Origin of the sequence: Acinetobacter sp. WCHA55 (genome assembly GCF_002165305.2) — a bacterium.
In the GTDB taxonomy this organism is placed as follows: Bacteria; Pseudomonadota; Gammaproteobacteria; order Pseudomonadales; family Moraxellaceae; genus Acinetobacter.
Genome location: NZ_CP032286.1, coordinates 1,684,740 through 1,705,433, shown reverse-complemented (window position 1 = coordinate 1,705,433; position 20,694 = coordinate 1,684,740). Strand labels below are relative to the sequence as shown.

The 20,694-nt window shown below is 39.3% G+C and carries 13 protein-coding genes and 1 pseudogene; 9 read left to right on the top strand and 5 right to left on the bottom strand.

Annotation, left to right across the window (positions count from 1 at the left end):
- Positions 1–50 precede the first annotated feature (50 nt).
- The gene (locus CDG62_RS11110) at positions 51–470 is read left to right on the top strand and encodes a MerR family transcriptional regulator (protein ID WP_087527470.1); all 420 of its coding nucleotides are present in this window, start codon (positions 51–53) and stop codon (positions 468–470) included.
- Here CDG62_RS11110 and CDG62_RS11105 read toward each other — a convergent pair.
- Positions 429–1,136, bottom strand: a complete 708-nt coding sequence (locus tag CDG62_RS11105; RefSeq protein WP_162904031.1) for a LysR substrate-binding domain-containing protein — start codon at positions 1,134–1,136, stop codon at positions 429–431. The two genes, CDG62_RS11110 and CDG62_RS11105, sit on opposite strands and share 42 nt — an antisense overlap.
- 28 nt (positions 1,137–1,164) lie before the next feature.
- Here CDG62_RS11105 and CDG62_RS11100 point away from each other — a divergent pair.
- Positions 1,165–1,281 (top strand): annotated as a pseudogene (locus CDG62_RS11100) (SDR family oxidoreductase); the annotation flags it as partial.
- An 85-nt stretch (positions 1,282–1,366) separates the two neighbouring features.
- Here CDG62_RS11100 and CDG62_RS11095 read toward each other — a convergent pair.
- Positions 1,367–3,460 carry a TonB-dependent receptor gene (locus CDG62_RS11095; RefSeq protein ID WP_087527467.1) on the bottom strand — a complete coding sequence of 698 codons (2,094 nt, stop codon included), beginning with the start codon at positions 3,458–3,460 and terminating at the stop codon, positions 1,367–1,369.
- 371 nt (positions 3,461–3,831) lie between these two features.
- On the opposite strand from CDG62_RS11095, the gene CDG62_RS11090 reads away from it, so the two are divergent.
- The 3 genes from CDG62_RS11090 to CDG62_RS11080 all read left to right on the top strand — a co-directional run bounded on the left by CDG62_RS11090 (position 3,832) and on the right by CDG62_RS11080 (position 8,339).
- Complete coding sequence (locus tag CDG62_RS11090) at positions 3,832–5,961, top strand: TonB-dependent siderophore receptor (protein ID WP_087527466.1); 2,130 nt, start codon at positions 3,832–3,834, stop codon at positions 5,959–5,961.
- 281 nt (positions 5,962–6,242) lie between these two features.
- The gene (locus tag CDG62_RS11085; protein WP_087527465.1) at positions 6,243–6,950 is read left to right on the top strand and encodes an SDR family oxidoreductase; all 708 of its coding nucleotides are present in this window, start codon (positions 6,243–6,245) and stop codon (positions 6,948–6,950) included.
- Positions 6,951–7,280: 330 nt separating this feature from the next.
- Entirely contained in the window at positions 7,281–8,339 is a 1,059-nt protein-coding gene (locus CDG62_RS11080; RefSeq protein ID WP_087527464.1) for an asparaginase, read from the top strand.
- A 117-nt stretch (positions 8,340–8,456) separates the two neighbouring features.
- Here CDG62_RS11080 and CDG62_RS11075 read toward each other — a convergent pair whose 3' ends face one another.
- On the bottom strand, positions 8,457–9,155 hold the full coding sequence (locus CDG62_RS11075; protein WP_087527463.1) for a DUF1826 domain-containing protein: 699 nt from the start codon (positions 9,153–9,155) through the stop codon (positions 8,457–8,459).
- A gap of 240 nt (positions 9,156–9,395) precedes the next feature.
- Here CDG62_RS11075 and CDG62_RS11070 point away from each other — a divergent pair, with 240 nt between their 5' ends.
- Positions 9,396–10,265, top strand: a complete 870-nt coding sequence (locus tag CDG62_RS11070) for a hypothetical protein (RefSeq protein ID WP_162904030.1) — start codon at positions 9,396–9,398, stop codon at positions 10,263–10,265.
- A 165-nt stretch (positions 10,266–10,430) separates the two neighbouring features.
- Here CDG62_RS11070 and CDG62_RS11065 read toward each other — a convergent pair whose 3' ends face one another.
- Positions 10,431–13,907, bottom strand: coding sequence for an indolepyruvate ferredoxin oxidoreductase family protein (locus CDG62_RS11065; protein WP_087527461.1), 3,477 nt, complete (start codon positions 13,905–13,907; stop codon positions 10,431–10,433).
- Positions 13,908–14,109: 202 nt separating this feature from the next.
- On the opposite strand from CDG62_RS11065, the gene CDG62_RS11060 reads away from it, so the two are divergent.
- Entirely contained in the window at positions 14,110–15,048 is a 939-nt protein-coding gene (locus CDG62_RS11060) for a LysR family transcriptional regulator (RefSeq protein WP_087527498.1), read from the top strand.
- Between the two features lie 403 nt (positions 15,049–15,451).
- On the top strand, positions 15,452–15,913 hold the full coding sequence (locus CDG62_RS11055; protein WP_087527460.1) for a GNAT family N-acetyltransferase: 462 nt from the start codon (positions 15,452–15,454) through the stop codon (positions 15,911–15,913).
- Positions 15,914–16,229: 316 nt separating this feature from the next.
- Here CDG62_RS11055 and CDG62_RS11045 read toward each other — a convergent pair.
- Positions 16,230–17,389 (bottom strand): IS3 family transposase gene (locus CDG62_RS11045; RefSeq protein WP_087527459.1). Its coding sequence is split into 2 segments (ribosomal slippage): positions 16,230–17,143 and positions 17,143–17,389, totalling 1,161 coding nucleotides; the frame shifts between segments, so codons are not numbered across the junction.
- Between the two features lie 727 nt (positions 17,390–18,116).
- On the opposite strand from CDG62_RS11045, the gene CDG62_RS11040 reads away from it, so the two are divergent.
- Positions 18,117–20,525, top strand: a complete 2,409-nt coding sequence (locus tag CDG62_RS11040; RefSeq protein ID WP_087527458.1) for an arylsulfatase — start codon at positions 18,117–18,119, stop codon at positions 20,523–20,525.
- Positions 20,526–20,694: the final 169 nt, after the last annotated feature.

Here is a 20,694-nt window from a genome sequence, read left to right as displayed (position 1 = left end):
TTGCATATCACAGGCTTTAAGTTCACTTGAATATAAAGAGGGTATTTCGTATGAATATTAGTGAGTTGTCGAAACTGAGTGGGTTGAGTACACCTACAATTCGTTATTATGAGCAAATCCAGTTACTGCCTAAACCTAAGCGTTTATCGAATGGTTACCGTCAATATTCAGAAGAAGATTTAAAACAATTGTATTTGATCAGGCAGGCACAACAAGTTGGCTTTTCCTTAGAAGAGATCAAATCGTTGATCCCTGCAAATATTGCTAACTGGAATCATGGCAAATTGATTCAGACCTTGAAGGACAAAGTACAAGAAATTGTGAAAATGCAAAAAATGTTGGCTGAAAATAAAAAGAACTTACTGATCCTGATTGATTCGATACAAAATAAGCCCCAAGACTTAAGCTGCGAAGAAAATGCACACCGACTACTCAATACATACTATGCCGAATCTGAAAGTGAAGCTTAGTTGAACACTTAAATAATGAAAAATCGAAAGCACAGATAAGGAGAGTGGTTTTTTAAGCGGTATTTTTTCCAGTAAAAAATCAATGAGCGTCCTTACACGTTTAGACTTTTGACTATTTTGTAAATAGTAGAGATAAACAGGAGGGAATGTTCTCCAGTATGGCTTGAGCACAGGAATAAAGTTTTCTTGATCAGGCTGTTGTTTTAAATTTATTAAAAAAATTCGACCTATACCGATTCCTTGCCGAATTGCATCCATATTGACTTCTATATCATTAGCAACGAAAGAGACAGGCATTTCAACACTAATTTCTTTTCCATCTTCTTGTAAAAGCAATGGAGAAAGCGTATTTGCTGTTGTAAAACGATAGCCGATTAACTGATGTTGTTTTAAATCTACAGGTTTTTGCGGAACTCCATGCTGTTCAAGATAATGTTTTGATGCGAATAATCCTTGAGTTTGTTTGGGTAAAATTTGACGTGCTACCACATGTTCTTCAATTTTATTACCAAAGCGAATACCCAGATCATAGCCCTCTTTTGAAACGTTGACCGTTCCATCGTTAATCGCAATTTCAAGTTGAATACGTGGGTATCGTTGATAGAACTCACCTAAATAGGGCTGTAAAACACTTAGATAGGCATAACGAGCTGCTGTGATTCGCACAATACCAGCAGGTTCACTCTTTAAGTCTTTGGGGCATTTTGGTCAACCTGATGATGTTGCTTCGGTCGTTGCATTTTTAGCATCAGATGAAGCCAGTTTTGTGACTGGCGCTGAGTATGCTGTAGATGGTGGTTTTACAGCTTAGTGAATCAATTTATTTGGCCCTAAATCTATAAAAATGACTGAGAAACCAGACATGATCTAGCATAGCTCATGTCTGGTTTTGGCTCTTAAAACTTCCATTGCACCGAGAGCGATGCATTTAAAGGATCGCCTGGTTGAATCCACATATCGCTATAGCTTGCGACATAGTAAGTTTCATCTAAAAGATTATGCACATTGAGCTGATAACGTAGCTGATCTGATGGGGCATAGTAAGCGTTTAAGTTGAGTAACGTATATTCAGGTAAGTTGAAGCCATTATCTGTGCTGTGTCCACTACGTTTACCCACATAGACTGCCGTTGCGCCAACTCCAACTTTGTCTGCATTGGCAAGGTCCCATTCGTAGTTACTACTCACAGAACCACTATGTCTTGGCACATTACTCAACCTCGAACCTTGAGCGAGGCTCTGGTCTTTTTCCACTTGGGCGTCTGTGTAGCTATAATTGGCACGTATAGAGAATTGATCATTGAGCTGTGTCTCTAGATCGAGTTCTAGCCCCTTACTTGAGACTTCTCCAGCGGTAATTTGATAGTTACTATCTGCTGGATCGGTGGTCAGTACATTTTCTTTATCCATTTTAAAAAGAGCTAAGCTCAGCAAACTCTGTGGGGTAATCCGATATTTCCCACCAATCTCATAGCTTTTGCCTTTTTCAGGGTAAAAAACATCGCCATTTCGGTCCATACCACTGTTGAGCGCAAAGGATTCTCCATAGTTGGCATACCATGACCAACGATCATTCAGTCGATAGTTTAAACCCAAGCGTGGACTGGTTTGTTGTAAATCTTTTTTACTGGATATGCCTGCAAGTTTATTTTGAAAGTCTTGGGTGATGTGATCAAAGCGTACACCAAACAGCACACTCCATTGATCATTCAGAAAAATTTGATCTTGTAGATTCAGTGCAAAATAGCGTTGCTGTTCTTCGGTGTTAATGAAAAGTGGAAGCTCGGGTAAGTATTGTCCATAAACAGGATCATAGATATCAATGCGATTTGGCACGCTACTGCTGTGATTTCGACGCAGTTGTAATTGACGATATTTCATTTGCCCAAGTTCAGTGCTCAAAAGTACTTCATGGCGTGCCCAGCCTTGTTGGATTTTCCCAAGCAGCTCCGTTTGAAAGAGAACGTCATCACTTTTATTGTCACGATAGCGACGCTGACGTTCTAATGTCCGTCCATCACTCTGAATACGACGAGGTTCACTGGAAAAGCCTTTGAGTTGAGTATCTTTTACGCTGAGTGCATTATTCATTTTCCAGTCATCATTAAATTGATGCGCAAGTCGAAGCTGATAAAAATGATCCTTTTGAATATGATCGCCATCATCAGGTTCGCCTGTAAATGTTTTTGGGTCCATCACAAATTGTTTTTGATAACTGCTCACACCACGATCAAAAGTTCCATCTTGTCGGGTAAATTCGCTGTCAAAGTCCAATTTGGTCGAATCTGAAATTTTCCATGTGAGCTGAGGGGAGAAAAACCAACGCTCACTGTGTACATGATCACGAAAACTTTGATTATCTTCATGTGCTACCGCAATACGATAAGCCACAGCATCACTGATTGGAGCAGTATGCTCAAAACTAGCACGGTATTTTTCTAAACTGTTAACACGTAAATTAACTTCTGAAGAGCTTTCCCACTGCGGTTTTTTGGTGTTGATATTGAGTAAACCGCCAGCTTCCCCACGGCCATAGAGTGCAGCCATAGGGCCTTTTAAAAAGTCGAGTGATTCAATATTCACCATATCTCGGGGAGCACTGAGCCCACGGTTGACACTCAGACCATTTCTTATAATTTGTGCCCCAATATTGGGGTCTGTACTAAAACCTCTAAATGAAAAATTGTCCCAAAAGCCACCACCATAATTGGTTTGACTATAGACCCCGCTCACTTGTGTTAATGCATCATCAATACGTTGCACATCTTGTTGCTGAATTAATGCTTTGGATAACACACTTCGACTAAATGGCACGTCTAAAATGTCATGTGAAAACTTAGTCATTGCGGTGCTTAGTTGAAGGTTTTCACCCTCAGTTTCGGCTTGTAATTGGATAGTCTGGAGTACTTCTGTTGAAGTTTCGGCCCAAGTGAAAGAACTCAGCAGGCTTAAATATATGCTTGAGGAAAAAAGAGAGAATTTATTCATCATAAAGGAGGGTAGTTTAGATATGTATTGTTATGTTATAACATTTTAGTGAATTTGTAGTTATAAAATCACTCTAAATTCAAAAAATGGTTTAAAAAATTGAAATAAATCAACCTAAGCTTTTAGGTTCCAATCCACAATACATTGTTTCAAGTCAGCTAAAGTCCCAATACCATATGCTGTATCAAATACGACTGAAAAGATGAAACGCATATCAAAGTTATTACTAAATCTTCACACTCAAAGCTATCGCCAGATAATTTTAAAAAAGCTGAGATATGTTGAATAATGTGCTTGTTCATTCTAAAAAAATTGTGAATACTCATGCCGCAAAATTCAGGCTGTAAATTTATCTTTTAGGGTTAGCAACGACAGTGAAAACGTATCCATTTTCTCGTTTACAAAAAGCATTATTGGCGGTTGGTTCATTTTCATGTCTAGGGATGAACTCGGTATGGGTACATGCGGCAGAAGACAGTGATGTGGCGCAACTCGCAACCATCACAGCGACTGCTCAAGCTGAACCAACGGCGTATTATCAACCCAAAGTTAATTTGTCTGGGTTTGGCCAGCAAAACCTTGCAGCCATTCCTGCATCTATTCACACCGTTACTGCTGAACTGATAGCAGATCAACATGCAAAAACACTCAGCGATGTAGTAAAAAACGATGCATCTGTTGGTGATGGCTATGCACCCATTGGTTACTATGCAAACTTCGTAATGCGGGGATTTAGCTTAAATGCGGGATCAAGTTATTTACTGAACGGTAATTCGCTTCGTGGTGAGCAAAATGTAGCGCTTGAAAATAAAGAGCAAGTCGAGATACTCAAAGGCATGAGTGCGATTCAAAGTGGGATGTCGACCCCAGGTGGAGTCGTGAACTATGTAAGTAAACGCCCCAAAGATGTCCAGTCTTTAACCCTTGAAGCAGATAGTCATGGCGGTAGTCGTGTGGCAACAGACTTTGGTGGATGGCTTGGAGACAATCAACAGTTTGGTTATCGTGTGAATGCAGCGTATGAAGACATTCATCCCTATGTTGAACATGCTGACGGTACACGTTTGTTTGGTTCCTTGGCTTTAGACTGGAAAATTTCAGATCGTTCAAAACTCGAATTTGATATTGAATCACAGCGTCAAAAACAGCGTTCGGTACCGGGCTATCAGCTATTGGGTGGTGAAACTGTACCGACAGGAGTGGAATGGGATCGTTTGCTGGGCTACCAAAGCTGGAGTAAACCGATCACCAATGAAAGTCTAAATACGAGTCTGAAATATAGCTATCAAATCAATGATAACTGGAGTAGCAATCTGTCGGCTTCACAAAGCCGTGTGGTCGTAGATGATTACTCAGCTTTTGCCTATACCTTTGACCAACAGGGTAACTATGACATTTATGATTTCCGCAGCCCAGATGACAGTTATCTCACCAATCAATTTAAAACAGGTTTGAACGGAAAATTCAGCACGGGAGCATGGCAACACAACCTGAGTTTAGAGTTGTCACATGCTTACAAACGCCATACTCAGTATGATGCAATCAATGAATGGATAGGTTCAGGAAATATTGATGATGATCCTATTACCTATATACCTACGGATAAAGCTTTAGGTAATCATTACAAATCATTAGATAGTCAACAGACAGCCCTCAACCTGTTGGATCAAATTGAATTGAATGATACTTGGTCAGTTTTGTTGGGTGGTAAGCTTTTGCATTTAAATGAAAGTGCATATGCTGCGGACGGTAACAGTATTCGTGACACTGACTTCAATCGCTTCTTGCCACAGTTCGCTTTGATGTATCAGCCTTGGCAGAATACTCATCTGTATGCTTCTTATGCCAAAGGGATCAGCGACGGCAGCCAAGCACCATGGTATGCTAATAATGCTTATGCCACCTTAGCACCAAGACGTTCAACTCAATATGAGTTAGGTCTTAAACAGCAGTGGCAAGATCTACTGTTTACTGCCGCTTTGTTTGACCTAACACAAGACCATCAATATACCAACTTAGACAATTACTATGTCACCGATGGTGAACAGCATAACCTCGGTTTGGAGTTGGGCTTGCAAGGTCGTATTGCTGAAAATCTAGATATGACATCGACTTTAGCAATGACCCGTTCACGTTTGGAAAATATACAGGTAGATGCTTATAAAGGGCATCAAACTCAAAATGTACCGACGGTTCGTTTTGCCAGTCATGTGTCTTACCAAATGCCTCAAGTCGAGGGCTTACGTTTACTTGCAGGTATGCAATACAGCAGCAGTAAATACGCCAATAAAACGGGAACAGTTAAAGTTTCAGGCTATAGTGTATTTGACGCAGGGGCTGCTTATAACTTCCGTGCTTATGGTTATGACAATATGCTGCGTCTGAATGTGGATAACCTGTTCAATAAAAAATACTGGCGCGATGCAGGCAGTTTCTTCGGGGATGATTACTTATTTCTGGGTACACCGCGTACAGCTCAATTTTCATGGACTATGAACTTCTAAATAGAAATTGCGAGGTTTGAGGTTTTCTAAATTCTCCAATGTTGGGTTGGAGGAAAACCTATTACTGGTGCGATTCATATTAGATTAGATGTAGGCTTATTTATTGGAACAATCATTCATATTGAATAAGTCAACAAAAAATTGGTTTGCATAAATAACTTTTGCAGCACTATGATTAAAACGTATTCCTAAGCTTGTAAATCAATATTCTAAAGCACTAATTGAAAGCTTGAACTCAAGCTCTTTTTACATCTTGAATTATCGTGATAGAGGAACACTTTATGTTTGATAAGAATAAACGTGCAATTGTGGTTGGTGCTTCAAGGGGAATTGGCCTAGGTTTAGTTCGTGAGTTGCTCAATCGGCACTGGAATGTTATAGCGACTATTCGAGACATAAACCAAGTCTCCACGGGCTTAACTCAACTGCTTTCTGAGTATCCAGATCGACTTGAATTAACCGAATTAGATTTAAGTCATATGCAAGCTGCTGACAGTTTACTCATTAATTATCATGAAAAATCAATTGATCTACTGTTGGTTTCTGCAGGTATTCTTGGGCCAGAACATCAACGAGTTGAACAGTGTACACCCAATGAGATTGCTAATCTGTTTTGGGTAAATAGTATTGCACCCGTGACGATTGCGAGAAAACTCCTTCCTTTAATGAAAGAAAAGAGTGTCATTGCATTTATGAGTTCTCGCATGGGAAGCGTTGCTTTAAACGATGAGGGAAGTATGGAGCTATATCGCGCAAGTAAGGCCGCTCTCAACAGTATCACACGTGGCTTTGCGATTAATGAGGCAATCCCAGTCCAAATAGGCGTGCTGAACTTACACCCAGGGTGGGTTCAAACTGAAATGGGCGGAAGCCATGCTCCCATCAGCGTAAAAGAAAGTACAACAGGTATTGTACGTGTGGTTGAGGATTTTATTGGCAAGAATGAACAAAAGTTTGTCGACTTTCAAGGTCATGAGATCGCGTGGTAATAGCCTCAGCTTAAATAATGCGACGCAGTTTCTCATTCTTTGAGGGACTGCATATTGCTTTCATTTTAAATAAAAAACAACATACTAAAAAGTGCGATAAACATTTAAGAAATAGCCGTACCATATTTTGACTCTTTTCTTGCAACTGTTCTGTATTGAGTAAATAGGAGTCATCTCAAAACTACAAGAGATACATCATGATTGAACGTATTTCAGAAATGTGATGGCCAAAAAATACAATTTCTACACCTATACAATCCTATCTTTTTCCAGTAATTTTACTATGGTATGAAAAATGCTAAGAATAAAATGACTCAAAAAGGATGACCTATGAAAAAAACGATTTCAGCTTTAACACTCAGTTTAAGTCTATTACTCCCATGTGCAGCATTTGCCAAAAATAATGTCGTTGTTGTCGCTACTGGTGGAACGATTGCAGGTGCTGGCGCAAGCTCTACCAACAGTGCAACTTATACTGCGGCAAAAGTTCCTGTGGATGCATTATTAAATGCGGTTCCCCAAATTCAAAACCTTGCCAATGTGACTGGTGTGCAAGCAATGCAAGTTGCATCAGAAAGTATTACGGATAAAGAATTATTATCCCTTGCACGTCAAGTCAATGACTTACTTAAAAAGTCTGATGTAAATGGTGTCGTGATTACACATGGAACAGACACACTAGAAGAAACAGCTTTCTTTTTGAATTTAGTGATTCATTCAGACAAGCCGATTGTATTGGTCGGGTCAATGCGTCCAAGTACTGCACTTTCTGCTGATGGCCCGTTGAACCTTTATAGTGCGGTTGCACTTGCTGCCGATGATAGTGCAAAAGCTAAAGGAACTTTTGTGCTCATGAATGACGACATTTTCGCAGCACGAGATGTTTCAAAAACAATTAATATCCATACCAATGCATTTGCGAGCCAATGGGGTGCACTTGGAACATTAGTTGAAGGAAAACCATACTGGTTTAGAAATTCGGCGAAACGTCATAATAAGAGCTCAGAATTTAACATTGAAAATATTAAAGGCGATAGCCTACCGTTGGTACAAATTGTTTATGGTTCAGGCAATATGTTGCCAGATGCATACACGGCTTATGCTAAAGCAGGGGCAAAAGCTATTATTCATGCAGGTACGGGGAATGGCTCTGTAGCTAATTATATTGTCCCAACCTTAACAGACTTGCAGAAACAAGGTGTGCAGATTATTCGTTCATCTCGCGTCCCTCAAGGTTTTGTGCTTAGAAATGCAGAACAACCAGATGACAAATATGGTTGGGTCGTCGCACATGACCTTAACCCGCAAAAAGCTAAATTACTTGCTGCACTTGCTTTAACAAAAACCAAAGATGCAAAGGAAATTCAACGCATTTTTTGGGATTACTAAGCTCCGAAACTGTGATTTCTTGTCGTAAAGTTTTCACCTCAGCACCTTAAAACTTTAGGGTGCTTTTTTACCGTCTATAAATAGATCAAATTCATCGATGCTATATCGAATAAATATTTAACAAATCAAGAGCAACCTATATTCACCATCCTTTTCGAGAGGCGCTCTATGCACACAGGGTAAAACCTGCTGTGTTGGATGATCTACTGCCAAACGCCAAAGATGGCCTGAGCCTAAATTCACAGGTTTTGCATTGGGTTTAGGCTGATAATGCAGATCAAAGAAATATTCTTCTAAGAAAGTTTCAAATTCAGCTTCTGGGCCATCATGTAGTTCTTTGAGTTTTTCTCTAATTTTTGGAATCAAAATTTTTTGTTCAACCTGATCGTTGGGCACGATATCGCTTGCAGCGCCGTGATAAGTACATAAGAAAGTATCTGTTTCTATCGGTGAACGATCAATATGAAACGAATAGACATCTGTTGAAATGAAGTCTAGTTCTTCATCTCGTTCATAACACTTTAGTAAATTAAGCGTAGGAGAAGCACCGAATTCAGTTAATCGCTGAATATCTTTTAGGATAATTTCCCTTGCTAAACTTCCTTGTTCTGAAAGATGTAGCCCTAAAAGATCTTCAACGGAAACTTCTGTAATATTTTCTTTTAACTCAAGTTTGGCCACAATTTCTTTAAAATCGCCAACCAAATCTCGATACCAGCAAAGTGCATTCATTTCTCCTTGAAAATTCGAATTTACAAGTTCAGAGAAAGAAGAAACCACGCTAATTTGAGGGGTATCAGAAAATGGATTTTTCATCTTAAAATTTAATAAATCATAAACTATGACCTAATAATAACCTAGCTTTATTAGAATATTGCATACCAACACTATTAAGTAGTTTAAAGAAATCAAATTTCAGGTGTAATGAATGATGTGAAGCAGACATTTTTATTGTTTAATGAGATAAAGACAGTTAAACCTAAGAAATTTGTATAAAAAGATTGGTGGTATCTGTACCGAAAGTTACAGGTAATGTAAAAAATTGGGGAAAATAAGTTGAGAATAAATCATAAAATTTTGATTGTAATGCTACTAAATGGAATATTTCTTCAGGCTTGCGATCTATCTACAGATAAAACTCCAAAAGTAGAGGTTGAAGAAAAGTCTTCTGATTTTACTCCTCCAATGGGACCTTATGGATTACCTTACCGCGTAGGAAATTTTGGAGGTAAACCCGTAAACTTGGGTGAAGGTGTGAGTGCAGATTATGAATTGTGCCCTGTATGGGAGTGGAGTAAAGCTGAACCTGAGTGTAAACCAAGACCAAAACGTAATTATGACTCAGTTATAAACTTTATAGCGTTCGAGATACGTTATACCGATGAGACGTTGCTTGTTACATATGTAAAAGCACCACAAGCTAAGACCTTATCTAAGGAATATAAAATACAAAAATCATTGCCAGACACACCATGGGTAAAAGTATTTGCATATGCTGGCAATAGATATGTGAAGGATGGAGATATGAAGGGCCTGCTTGATAGAACGGTAAATAATAAACCATTCACCAGTTCTTCAGGACGATTAAGTTACAGAGAAGTATATAAAAAAACAGATCAGTTAAATTATGGTTTGGAAAAATATATTCCAGATCCAAAGTGGATATCTAAATATGGATATGAGGAAACTGATGATTTATACGTATCTGTGGAAAAAAATAAGAATGAAGACATATCAATGATCAATTGCTCGAATCATCCTTTGCTACAAAAATGTACACTCAAATTTATTTTAGAACCCGAGTTGAAAGTGCATGTTGATGCAAGTTTTAGTAAAAAACATTTAAAGGATTGGAAAGAAATTCAACAAAGCGTTAAAGCAATGATTTTAAGTTTTACAGTAAAAGAAGCAGTAACTTCCCCATAATTAACAAAGGTTTTTATGACTAACCGTCAAGAAATTACATTAAATAAAAGAGTTAGGCTTTTAGGTTTAAAAAGTAAGTAGCTGAACCTGATCTATAACCTGAGTATCAATAAAACCTCATTTTGATCCTGCATCAGCTACTTACTTAATCAATTTTCCTTAAATTTAATGATCTTTACGAAGTTTTAATTCAAGCTCATCCCAACGTTGTATCGCTGCGTCCATCGCTTGCATTTTGACATGACCAAAACCTCGTACATCTGCTGGTAATTGAGCGATTTGCTCAGCTACAGATAAGTCGTAGCTTTTAGGTGCAGAGCTGATGTCTTTCACAAAAGTGATATAACGATCACGCCAAGCCAGTTCTCTTTTACGCTCTTGTTGGAAAGCAAATGGGTCAAGGAAAGTTCCTCTAAGCCATTGTAGACGAGCCAGAATCATCATCGGGAAACGTAACCAATATCCGAAAGCACGTTTGCGCACAGTTTCATGAGTACCCAAAGCTGGCGGTGCAAGGTGATAAGTTAAACGTAAACCTTGGCCAAACTGTGTTTCAATCGTTTGTTTAAAGCTTTTTCCTGTGAGTAAACGCGCAACTTCGTATTCATCTTTATAGGCCATGACTCTATAAAGTTGGGTCGCAATGGTTCCAGTTAATTCTTCAGGTAATACTTTGGCAGCTTGTTCCACCAGTGTGCGGTACTGAGTTGCATAATCTTGATTCCAATACTCGACAAGACGAGCAGAACGATCTTCAATTAATTCAGCTAGGGTTCTTGGTTTACTTGTCGCTGGTATAGTTGCAATAATCCGTTTGGCTAAGTCAGGATCACTCATTAAATGACAACCAATGCGGAATGCTTCTAGGTTTTGTTCAGCCGCAGTACCATTCAGATCAATTGCTTTTTCAATACTCTCACGCTTCAAGGGAATTTGCCCTGATTGCCAAGCCATACCAAGTAAGATTTGATTGGCGAAGATCGCATCACCGAGCACTTGTGTGGCTATACGTGTTACAGGTAAAGAGAAAAATTTATCTTGTGAAGTTCGACCACGAAGTCGATGAATTAAATCTGTAATCGGTGCGAACCAATCACGAGACTCAAGGAAATTGGAAGTAGGGGAACTATCTTCATTAACAATAACCACAGCACCTGATTTTAAACGAGATAGTGCTACCTTACTCCCTGCAACAATGGCATCAGCACCAATTAATAGATCACCTTGTCCCGCAGGAATCTTGGTTGATGAAATTTGATCATCTGCTGTTGCAAGTTGTACGTAGGAATAAACTGTACCGCCTTTTTGGGCAAGTCCAGCCATATCCATAATCCGTGCAGCTTTACCTTCCAAATGTGCAGCCATACCCAGTAAAGCACCTGAAGTCACCACACCTGTTCCACCTACACCACCGACCATAATACGCATTGGATCTTGTGCAAGTTCGGCAATGATTGGCTTTTCAGGCCAGCCAGCTTGAATGCCGTCAAATATTTCTGGGCGTTTCATATCGCGGGTATGTACGGTCACAAAACTTGGGCAGAAACCTTCGGCACAAGAGAAGTCTTTATTACAACTACTTTGATTGATTTGACGTTTAGTGCCTAGCGCTGTTTCAACAGGTTCAATCGATAGACAATTCGATTGTTTAGAACAGTCACCACAGCCTTCGCAAATTTCACTGTTAATAAAAACTCGCTGAGCAATATCAGGATAAGCATTGCGTTTACGACGACGGCGTTTTTCGCTGGCACAGGTTTGAACATAAATGAGCGCCGTAACGCCAGAAATATCACGTAATTTGCGTTGAACGCTATCTAACTCATTTCTGTGGTAAATCTCGACATGAGGTGCAATACCTTCTTCCGCATGAATTAACTCAGGTTCATCCGTAACAATCACTTGTTTGGTAATGCCTTCAGCATCAAGCTGTCGGGTTAACTGCGCAACACTGAGATGACCATCGACATGCTGTCCACCAGTCATAGCGACAGCATCGTTATAGAGAATTTTGTAGGTGATATTGAGTTTTGCAGCAATCGCTTGGCGTATTGCAAGATATCCTGAATGGAAATAGGTTCCATCGCCGATATTGGCAAAAATATGTTTTTCATTGGTGAAATGAGAGGTACCCGCCCAACTCACGCCTTCACCGCCCATATGCGAGAATGTTTCTGTCCCGTGATTCTGTAGAACTGCAATATAGTGACAACCAATCCCACCTAGGGCACGACTGCCTTCTGGTAATTTTGTGGATGCGTTATGCGGGCAACCGCTGCAAAAGAAAGGCTTACGTTCAGCAATATCCAATACACGTGCTGATTCTTGCTCTGCTTTTTGTAATAGCTCCACGCGATTTTGGATTTGCATTTTTAAGGTTTCTGGAAGATCTAATTTTAAAAATCGCGCTGCCAACATTTTGGCAATCGGTTCTGGTTGATATTCAAAGTAACCAATCAAAGGGGCTTCCTCAATCGAGGTACTCCATTCACCTTTTCCATCACAGGCTTTACCGATCACACGCGGGCGTTTACCATCTGGCAGTGCATAAAGCTCATCTTTTATTTGTGCTTCTATAATCGGGCGTTTTTCTTCTACGACAATCAGTTCTTCTAATCCCTCAGCAAATTTTCGAAGTCCTTGTGGCTCTAAGGGCCAAATTAGAGCAACTTGGTATACACGTAGTCCAAGCTGTTGGGCGATTTCACCTTCAATTCCAAGTATCCGTAAGGCTTCAATCGTATCTAAGTATCCTTTACCACTGGCAGCAATACCAATGCGGGCATCAGCACAATCCCAAGTGATCTGATTCAGTTCATTTTCACGTGCATAAGCGAGAACAGCAGGTAAGCGATATTTATACAAACGTTCTTCTTGCTGAATACCATGATCAGGCCAACGAATATTGACGCCATCTTCAGGCATTTGAATATTTTGGGGTAAAGCAGGTGTGACGCGATCTGAATCTACATGAACAGATGCAGAGGTTTCGACAATTTCACTAACCAATTTAATTGAAGTCCAGACGCCTGCAAAGCGTGACATTGCGACCGCATGAACACCTAAATCAAGAATTTGCTGGATTGAGGTCGGGTAAAAAATTGGAATGCCACAACCAATCATCACGTGTTCTGACTGATGTGGAATACTCGAAGATTTACAAGAGTGGTCATCACCAAAGAAGGCAACCACACCGCCTCGTTCGGATGTTCCTGCAAGATTGGCATGACGTAAAACATCTCCAGAACGATCTACACCAGGACCTTTACCATACCACCAAGAAGTCACACCATCATATTTGCCTTGACCTGAAAGATTGGCTTGTTGAGTACCCCAAATTGCAGTAGCAGCGAGATCTTCATTTACGCCAGGTTGAAAAACAACATGATGGTCTTTAAGTATGCCTTCAACTTGCCAAAGGAAATTATCATAATTTCCAACAGGGGAACCACGATAGCCAGAAATAAATCCAGCAGTATGATAACCGTTTAAAGTATCCCGCCGTGTTTGCGCTAGTGGTAAACGCACCATTGCCTGAATACCAGTCATGTAAGCAGTACCGAAATCACTGAGATATTTATCGTCAAGTGATACATCCTTGGTTGGAATTTTATTTGGAGTAAATTTTGTCGCTATATTCATTTATATCTCCTTGGAATTTTGTAGTCTTGCTACTTTCTTTTCTCAACATCCCGTTGAATATTTGGAGTAAATGACATACTCGGAAAAAAATTGATCAGTGCATTGAAGACAATAAAAACTGTTCAATGTATGTACATTAATGTCATTGTGGGTGATCCAGACTGGTGCAACAATGCGTAATTTAGAAAAACATATTTACGTTATGCGCAAAAATCTTGAGGGTGGATTACTCCATGCAATGCATGCTTTCCTAAAAGTCATTGATAGTGGAAGCTTTACTGCTGCGGCAGAGCAGATGGAACTGACAACAGCGCAAGTATCCCGACTCATAAGCGAGTTAGAAGGGCGTTTAGGTACAAAATTACTACAACGATCGACCAGACAGCATGCATTGACCGATATTGGTGCAACATATGCAGAGCAATGTCGTCAAGTACTCGCAATGGTGGAAGAGGCTGAAGCTCAAGCCATGGGAATGGCAAGCAAACCGCAGGGCAAATTGCGTGTTTTGAGTATGGCAAGTTTTGGGCATCATTATGTGTCGCCAATGATGGCTGAGTTCTGTCAAACCTATCCAGAGCTTACGGTTGAATATCGTACTTCGCAGAATGTACCAGACCTTTTAGCTAAAGGAATTGATGTCAGTTTATATCTCACGGAATCTTTGACTGACTCCAGATTTGTTGCTCGTCGCATTGGAACAATATTTTCATTACTTTGTGCATCACCTGCCTATTTAGAAAAATATGGTGAACCGAAATTATTGGATGATCTACAAAAGCATGCCTGTTTAAGATTGGTGAACCCATCGATTACACCACAATGGCATCTCGTAAGTGACAGTAGTTGTTCCTATCAAATTGATATTACAGGACAATTGATTGCCGACACACCAGAGCTATTACTGGACATGGTGCAACAAGATATGGGCATAGCATTACTTCCAACTTTTGCTGTGATTGAGGCTATACGTACTGGGCGATTGCGCCGTGTTTTAGCAGATTGGAGATCACCTGATATTGGTGTTTATACCTTACTGCCATCGCGTCATTTTATTGATGCAAAAACAAGAGCATGGTTAAAGTGGGTTGAACAGGACATTTCACCTAAAATTCAGAGTGATACAGACTATTTTTTATAATTCCAATTAGCAATCAAGATCATCAGTGCAAAATCAATAACTGCTTGGGCATCTATTCTTATTCCATCTGGGTATTTTTTCTGTTTAAGGATTAAATGAGTCTACATAAAGTCGTGTAACTTTGATTGTTTTATTGACCGTGGCACATAACAATCACTAAAAAGCCGTTTCGGTGCGCTGATCCTTAGAACGACCTTAACTAAGATTTTGATGTTTACCAGAAAAACTCAAGAACTACGTATAACGTGCATTATGTTAATTTTAGAATTTGTTGATAATATTTCAAAATCATCAATAATCCTTGTTAGTGTAGATCGCCCCAACCGACTCATCTCTGAGTTGATATATAGTTACTTATTTATCGGTTATACTATTATTAATATTATTAACTTTATGATTTTAAATGCAGATTAGATTTTCAAAATTTCAACATGAGCATATAAATGAGTGTGCAGATTTATATTGTAAGACCTATAACGCAGAGCCGTGGAATGAAAACTGGCAGTCTACTCAACCAATCGTTGAATTTTTATCTGCTCATTTAGCTAATAATTATTTTATCGGTTTTGTGGCACATTCCAATAATCAAATGCTTGCAGCAAGTATTGGTTTTAAAAAACCATGGAATCAAGGGGTTGAATATTATATTGATGAATACTTTATTCATCCCCAATACCAAAGACAAGGAATTGGACAGCTATTGATGCGTCATATTGAAACGCAATGTCAGGCAGAAGGCTTAAATGCAGTTATTCTGAATACAGAAAGAGGGTACCCATCAGAACTATTTTATAAGAAAAATGGTTTTGAAGAACATGAGGGGTTAATTATCCTATCTAAAGTATTTGAAACTTCATCTGCATAACTATTCCGAAATTTTTGGATAATTGACGTTCGCTGCTTTGAAATATGACTTTAGCCATGTTTCAAAATCAGGCATTTTCAATATTTTTTAAGATCAGTTCTGTGTTACAAGCAATAGAGATCAAGAATGATGAATAAGAAAGTTCTTTTTGAGAAATTTACGACTAATGATTTCAATTCCTATTTCAAACTTGTAAGTAATTACGAGGTCATGAAAATGATTACTGAAAAAGTTTTAACCCATGAAGAGGCTTTAAGGGATTTTAATAAAATTATAGAAACCAACTCTATTCATCCTATCTTAGGAACATATGATCCTAGACAGTATCGTGGACAGCATATCCCTCTAAATTCTTAAAATATTTATGTTCAAAGGCTTCAGGACTTAACCAGCCGTTTGCAGAATGTCGTCTGATTCGATTGTAGTAAACTTCAATATATTCAAACAAGACAGCATTGGCTTCTTTTCGAGTGGCAAATACACTGTCATGTATCACATGACCTTTCAATGTATGAAAGAAGCTTTCAGTCACCGCATTATCCCAACAATTCCCCCTACGTGACATGCTTTGAATACAGTTATTCGCCAATAATAGTGCTCTAAAATCACGACTACAGTACTGTGAGCCTTGGTCCGAATGCACCATGACACCTGTTGGATATCCCTGACGTGCCATTGCATAATTAAATGCATCACATACCAATTGACGATCTATCCGATGGCTGGTTTGCCAACCTATAATACGACGACTAAATAAATTTAGCATCACACATAAATACAGCCAACCTTCTTTGGTTCGGATATAGGTGATGTCTGTTGTCCAAACTTTATTTGGCAGAGTGACTGTAAACTGGCGATCTAATAAATTCGGTGCCGTCGGCAAACGATGATTTGAATCAGTCGTATGCTTATATTTACGTGCAATCTTGCTACGTAAACTGAGCTTTTTCAGCATCCTTCCAACTGTACGTTCACTCATGCAGTAACCTAAATCATGCATGTCGTGCACCAATGAAGGTGCTCCTAAGCGAGCATGGTGTTGCCAATATACAGCTTTTAAATCAGTGTACTTCTGATTGACGTAAATCTGTCTCTTTCGCCAAGCATAGTAGCCCGAAGTGCTGACACCTAGGCATTTACAGGCAGAAGAAACCGTAATTTCAGTCACAGTTAGGCCTTGGATTACCGTGTACTTTTCTTGGCATGATCTGTCAGGAAGTACACATGCGCCTTTTTTAAAATATCATTAGCTTCCCTGAGTTGTTTGACTTCTTTTTCTAAATCGAGAATACGCTGTTGTTCTGGCGAGAGCTGTCTTTTGCTGGAACCAGTGGGGTTGGTCTCACGAATCCATTTATCTAATGTTGAATAACCCACACCTAATTTCTGGGCGATAGCAGCCACAGATTCGTGCGAGTTTGAAAGTGCATAATCAATTGCTTGTTGTTTGAATTCTGGACTAAAGCGTTTAGCCATTTTTACATCTCCAAAGTTAACCTTACGTTATCTTTAGAGGGAATCATTGTCCATTATTTTGGCTAGGATCAAAAACAATCTAGCCATATATGTATGCTAATGTTCACTCAGTTTATGAAAAAGCTAAATTGGGGTTTCCGAAACTGCCGATAATAGTTATCAACCAGAAAAAAATCTTTAGAGCAGTTCTAATAATATTCCTTATTAAATTTTTGAAGCCGCTATCAAAATCGAAGATAACAATTCACTTTGCAAATTTGTGACAACACTAAATTACGTAAGTCACAGCCTGAGATAGGCTGTTTAACTTGGGTTTATCTAAAGTCTATTTCATATTTTTTAAAATACATCTGCATAAAAAAGATAAAACACAACTTTAGTAAGGTTTTCCAATCACAGCTGTTTGATAGAGTTCGATCTTTAGTAAAAGTGTCGTACTGACTTGGTATTTACTAAATTTTGATCACATCTTTACGTAGTTCGCAGGATTGAACTGTGAAAAATTGACTGTAATGCATTTAAAAATGGGACTTTAAAACTTGTTTACACAAGTCAGGCTTTCTCCAAGGAATAAATACTAGGACAAAAATGTTGAATTACTTAATTAATAACAATAGCGCTTTTTCTGAAGTCACTCCCGTTTTTAAAAGTCCAAAAACCAAAATAAGATACTGAATTTAATATTTTTTTTAAAACTTACTTAAGCAAACACTTCAAAGGAATATATATGAAGAGAAATAAGCATAAGCCATCGATACCAAAGCCACTGAGCCGTGTATTAACTTTAGTCGCAGCAATCGCATGTACGCATACTGCTTTTGCAACTACTGAAAATACAATCAATGCTAAAAAAAACATTGATAATTCACGTTTAACCCTGCCTCAACAGACACCTGAATTTAAAGGCGTTATCAAAGAAACCTTCGAAGGCTCTCAACAGGACTTTCCGCAACCTGCTAAAGCACCACAAGGTGCTCCTAACGTGGTGGTTATCTTACTCGATGACTTAGGTTTTGGTCAGGCAGGTACTTTTGGTGGTTCAGTACCTACGCCTGAAATGGATCATCTGGCTGACGATGGTATTATTTATAATCGTTTTCATACTACAGGCATTAGTTCCCCTACACGTGCAGCTTTATTGACTGGACGAAACGGTCACCAAGTTGGCATGGGAACCATTACAGAGCTTTCCACGGGTTATCCTGGCTACAATACTTTATGGCCGAAAGAAACAGCCAGTATCGCAGAAATATTAAAAGATAATGGTTATTCCACTGCTGCTTTTGGTAAATGGCATAACACTCCTGACTGGGAAACTTCCCCAATTGGGCCATTTGAACATTGGCCAACAGGACTTGGTTTTGAATATTTTTATGGTTTTTTTGGTGGCGATACAAGCCAGTGGGAACCACAGTTAGTCCGTGGAACTATTCCTGTCGAACCACCTAAAACACCTGAGCAAGGTTATAATTTAAATGTCGATTTAGTCGATGATGCGATAGGTTGGATCAATCGTCAGCGCTCAGTTTCACCAGATAAACCATTTTTTGTATATATGGCACCTGGTGCTGTACATGCACCATTACATGTTAATCAAGAATGGATTGATAAATTTAAAGGAAAATTTAATCAAGGTTGGGACAAAGTTCGTGAAGAAACGATAGCCCGTCAGAAGAAAATGGGGATTATACCGAAAAATACTGACCTAACCCCACGACCAACGAGTATTCAGGCTTGGGAATCACTTAGTCCAGATGAAAAACGATTATTTGCCAAGCATCAAGAAGTTTTTGCAGGCTTTGTTGCTCAAACTGACCATGAAATGGGACGTTTGATTCAAGCCATTCATAATCTTCCTGATGCCGAAAACACTCTGATTATTTATGTTGCTGGTGATAATGGTGCTAGCCCTGAAGGAAGCGTCACTGGAACTTCGAATGTGATGATGACTATCAATGGGCTTCCTGATAGTGTTGAAAATCAGTTAGCGCATATTGACGAACTCGGTGGTCCAAAACATGAAAACCATTATCCTGTGGGCTGGGCCTGGGCTGGCACTTCACCTTTTCAATGGATGAAACGTGTTCCATCTCATTTTGGAGGAACTCGTAATGGCATGATCGTGTCTTGGCCTGCAAAAATTAAGAGTAAGCATGAAATTCGCAGTCAGTTCCATCATGTAGTTGACATTGTGCCGACCATCTTAGAAGCTGCCAATATTCCTCAACCGACGGAGGTCGATGGCGTGAAACAAACTCCAATGGCTGGTATCAGCATGGAATACAGTTTTAATGATGCAAAAGCCGAAGGACAACGCCATACACAGTTTTTTGAAGTTGAGGGACATCGTGCCATTTATCATGATGGTTGGGTTGCAGCATCATTTCATGGCGTACCGTGGGAATTAAACGGTTCTACGGGGTTTAAAGATAACAAATGGCAATTATATAACATTGAAAAGGACTTTTCTCAGGCACATGATTTAGCGGAAAAAGAACCAAAACGTTTGGAAGAGCTGAAAAAGCTATTCGATCAAGAAGCCAGAAAAAATAATGTATATCCACTAGATGATCGTTTTGTTGAACGCGCCTTCAATCCTCAACGCCCATCTTTTATCCGGGGACGTAAACAGTTTACCTATTCAGCAGGCACTACACGTCTACCTGAAGGTAGTGCGCCACCAATGTATCAACGCTCGCACAGCATTACTGCGACGGTTGATATTCCTAAGCAGGGTGCAAATGGTGTCATCGTTGCTGAGGGTGGTGCAAGTGCTGGTTTCTCCTTGTACTTGGAAAATGGTATTCCTGTATATGAATACAACTTTTTTTCTCAATCGCACTACCGAATTGCAGGTAAAAAAGTATTGCCACCTGGTAAGCACACCATTGTCGTAAATTACCAACAAGCACCGCGCTCAGGCAGAAGCAATATAGGTGGTGATGTCACAATCAATGTCGATGGTGACCAAGTCGCTCAGGGTCGCGTAGAGAAAGTGGTGCCTTTTCGATTCTCAACAACGGAAACATTTGATATTGGGATGGATTTAGGCTCAACAGTGTCCAGTTCTTATTATGACAAAGCACCGTATGCATTTACAGGCACAATTGATAAAGTCGTAGTTGATTTGAAGTAATAGACCTTAACCTAAAAAATCCCCCAGATGAATGTCTAGGGGGGATTTTTTTAAACTGTATTGTCGTAAATAGATATAGATGTGAATAAGAAGTGCAATACTATTTTAAATAAGTGCTTGGTTTAATACTGAGCTAGGCAACCTGTACCAGTTTTATTGCATAAAGATT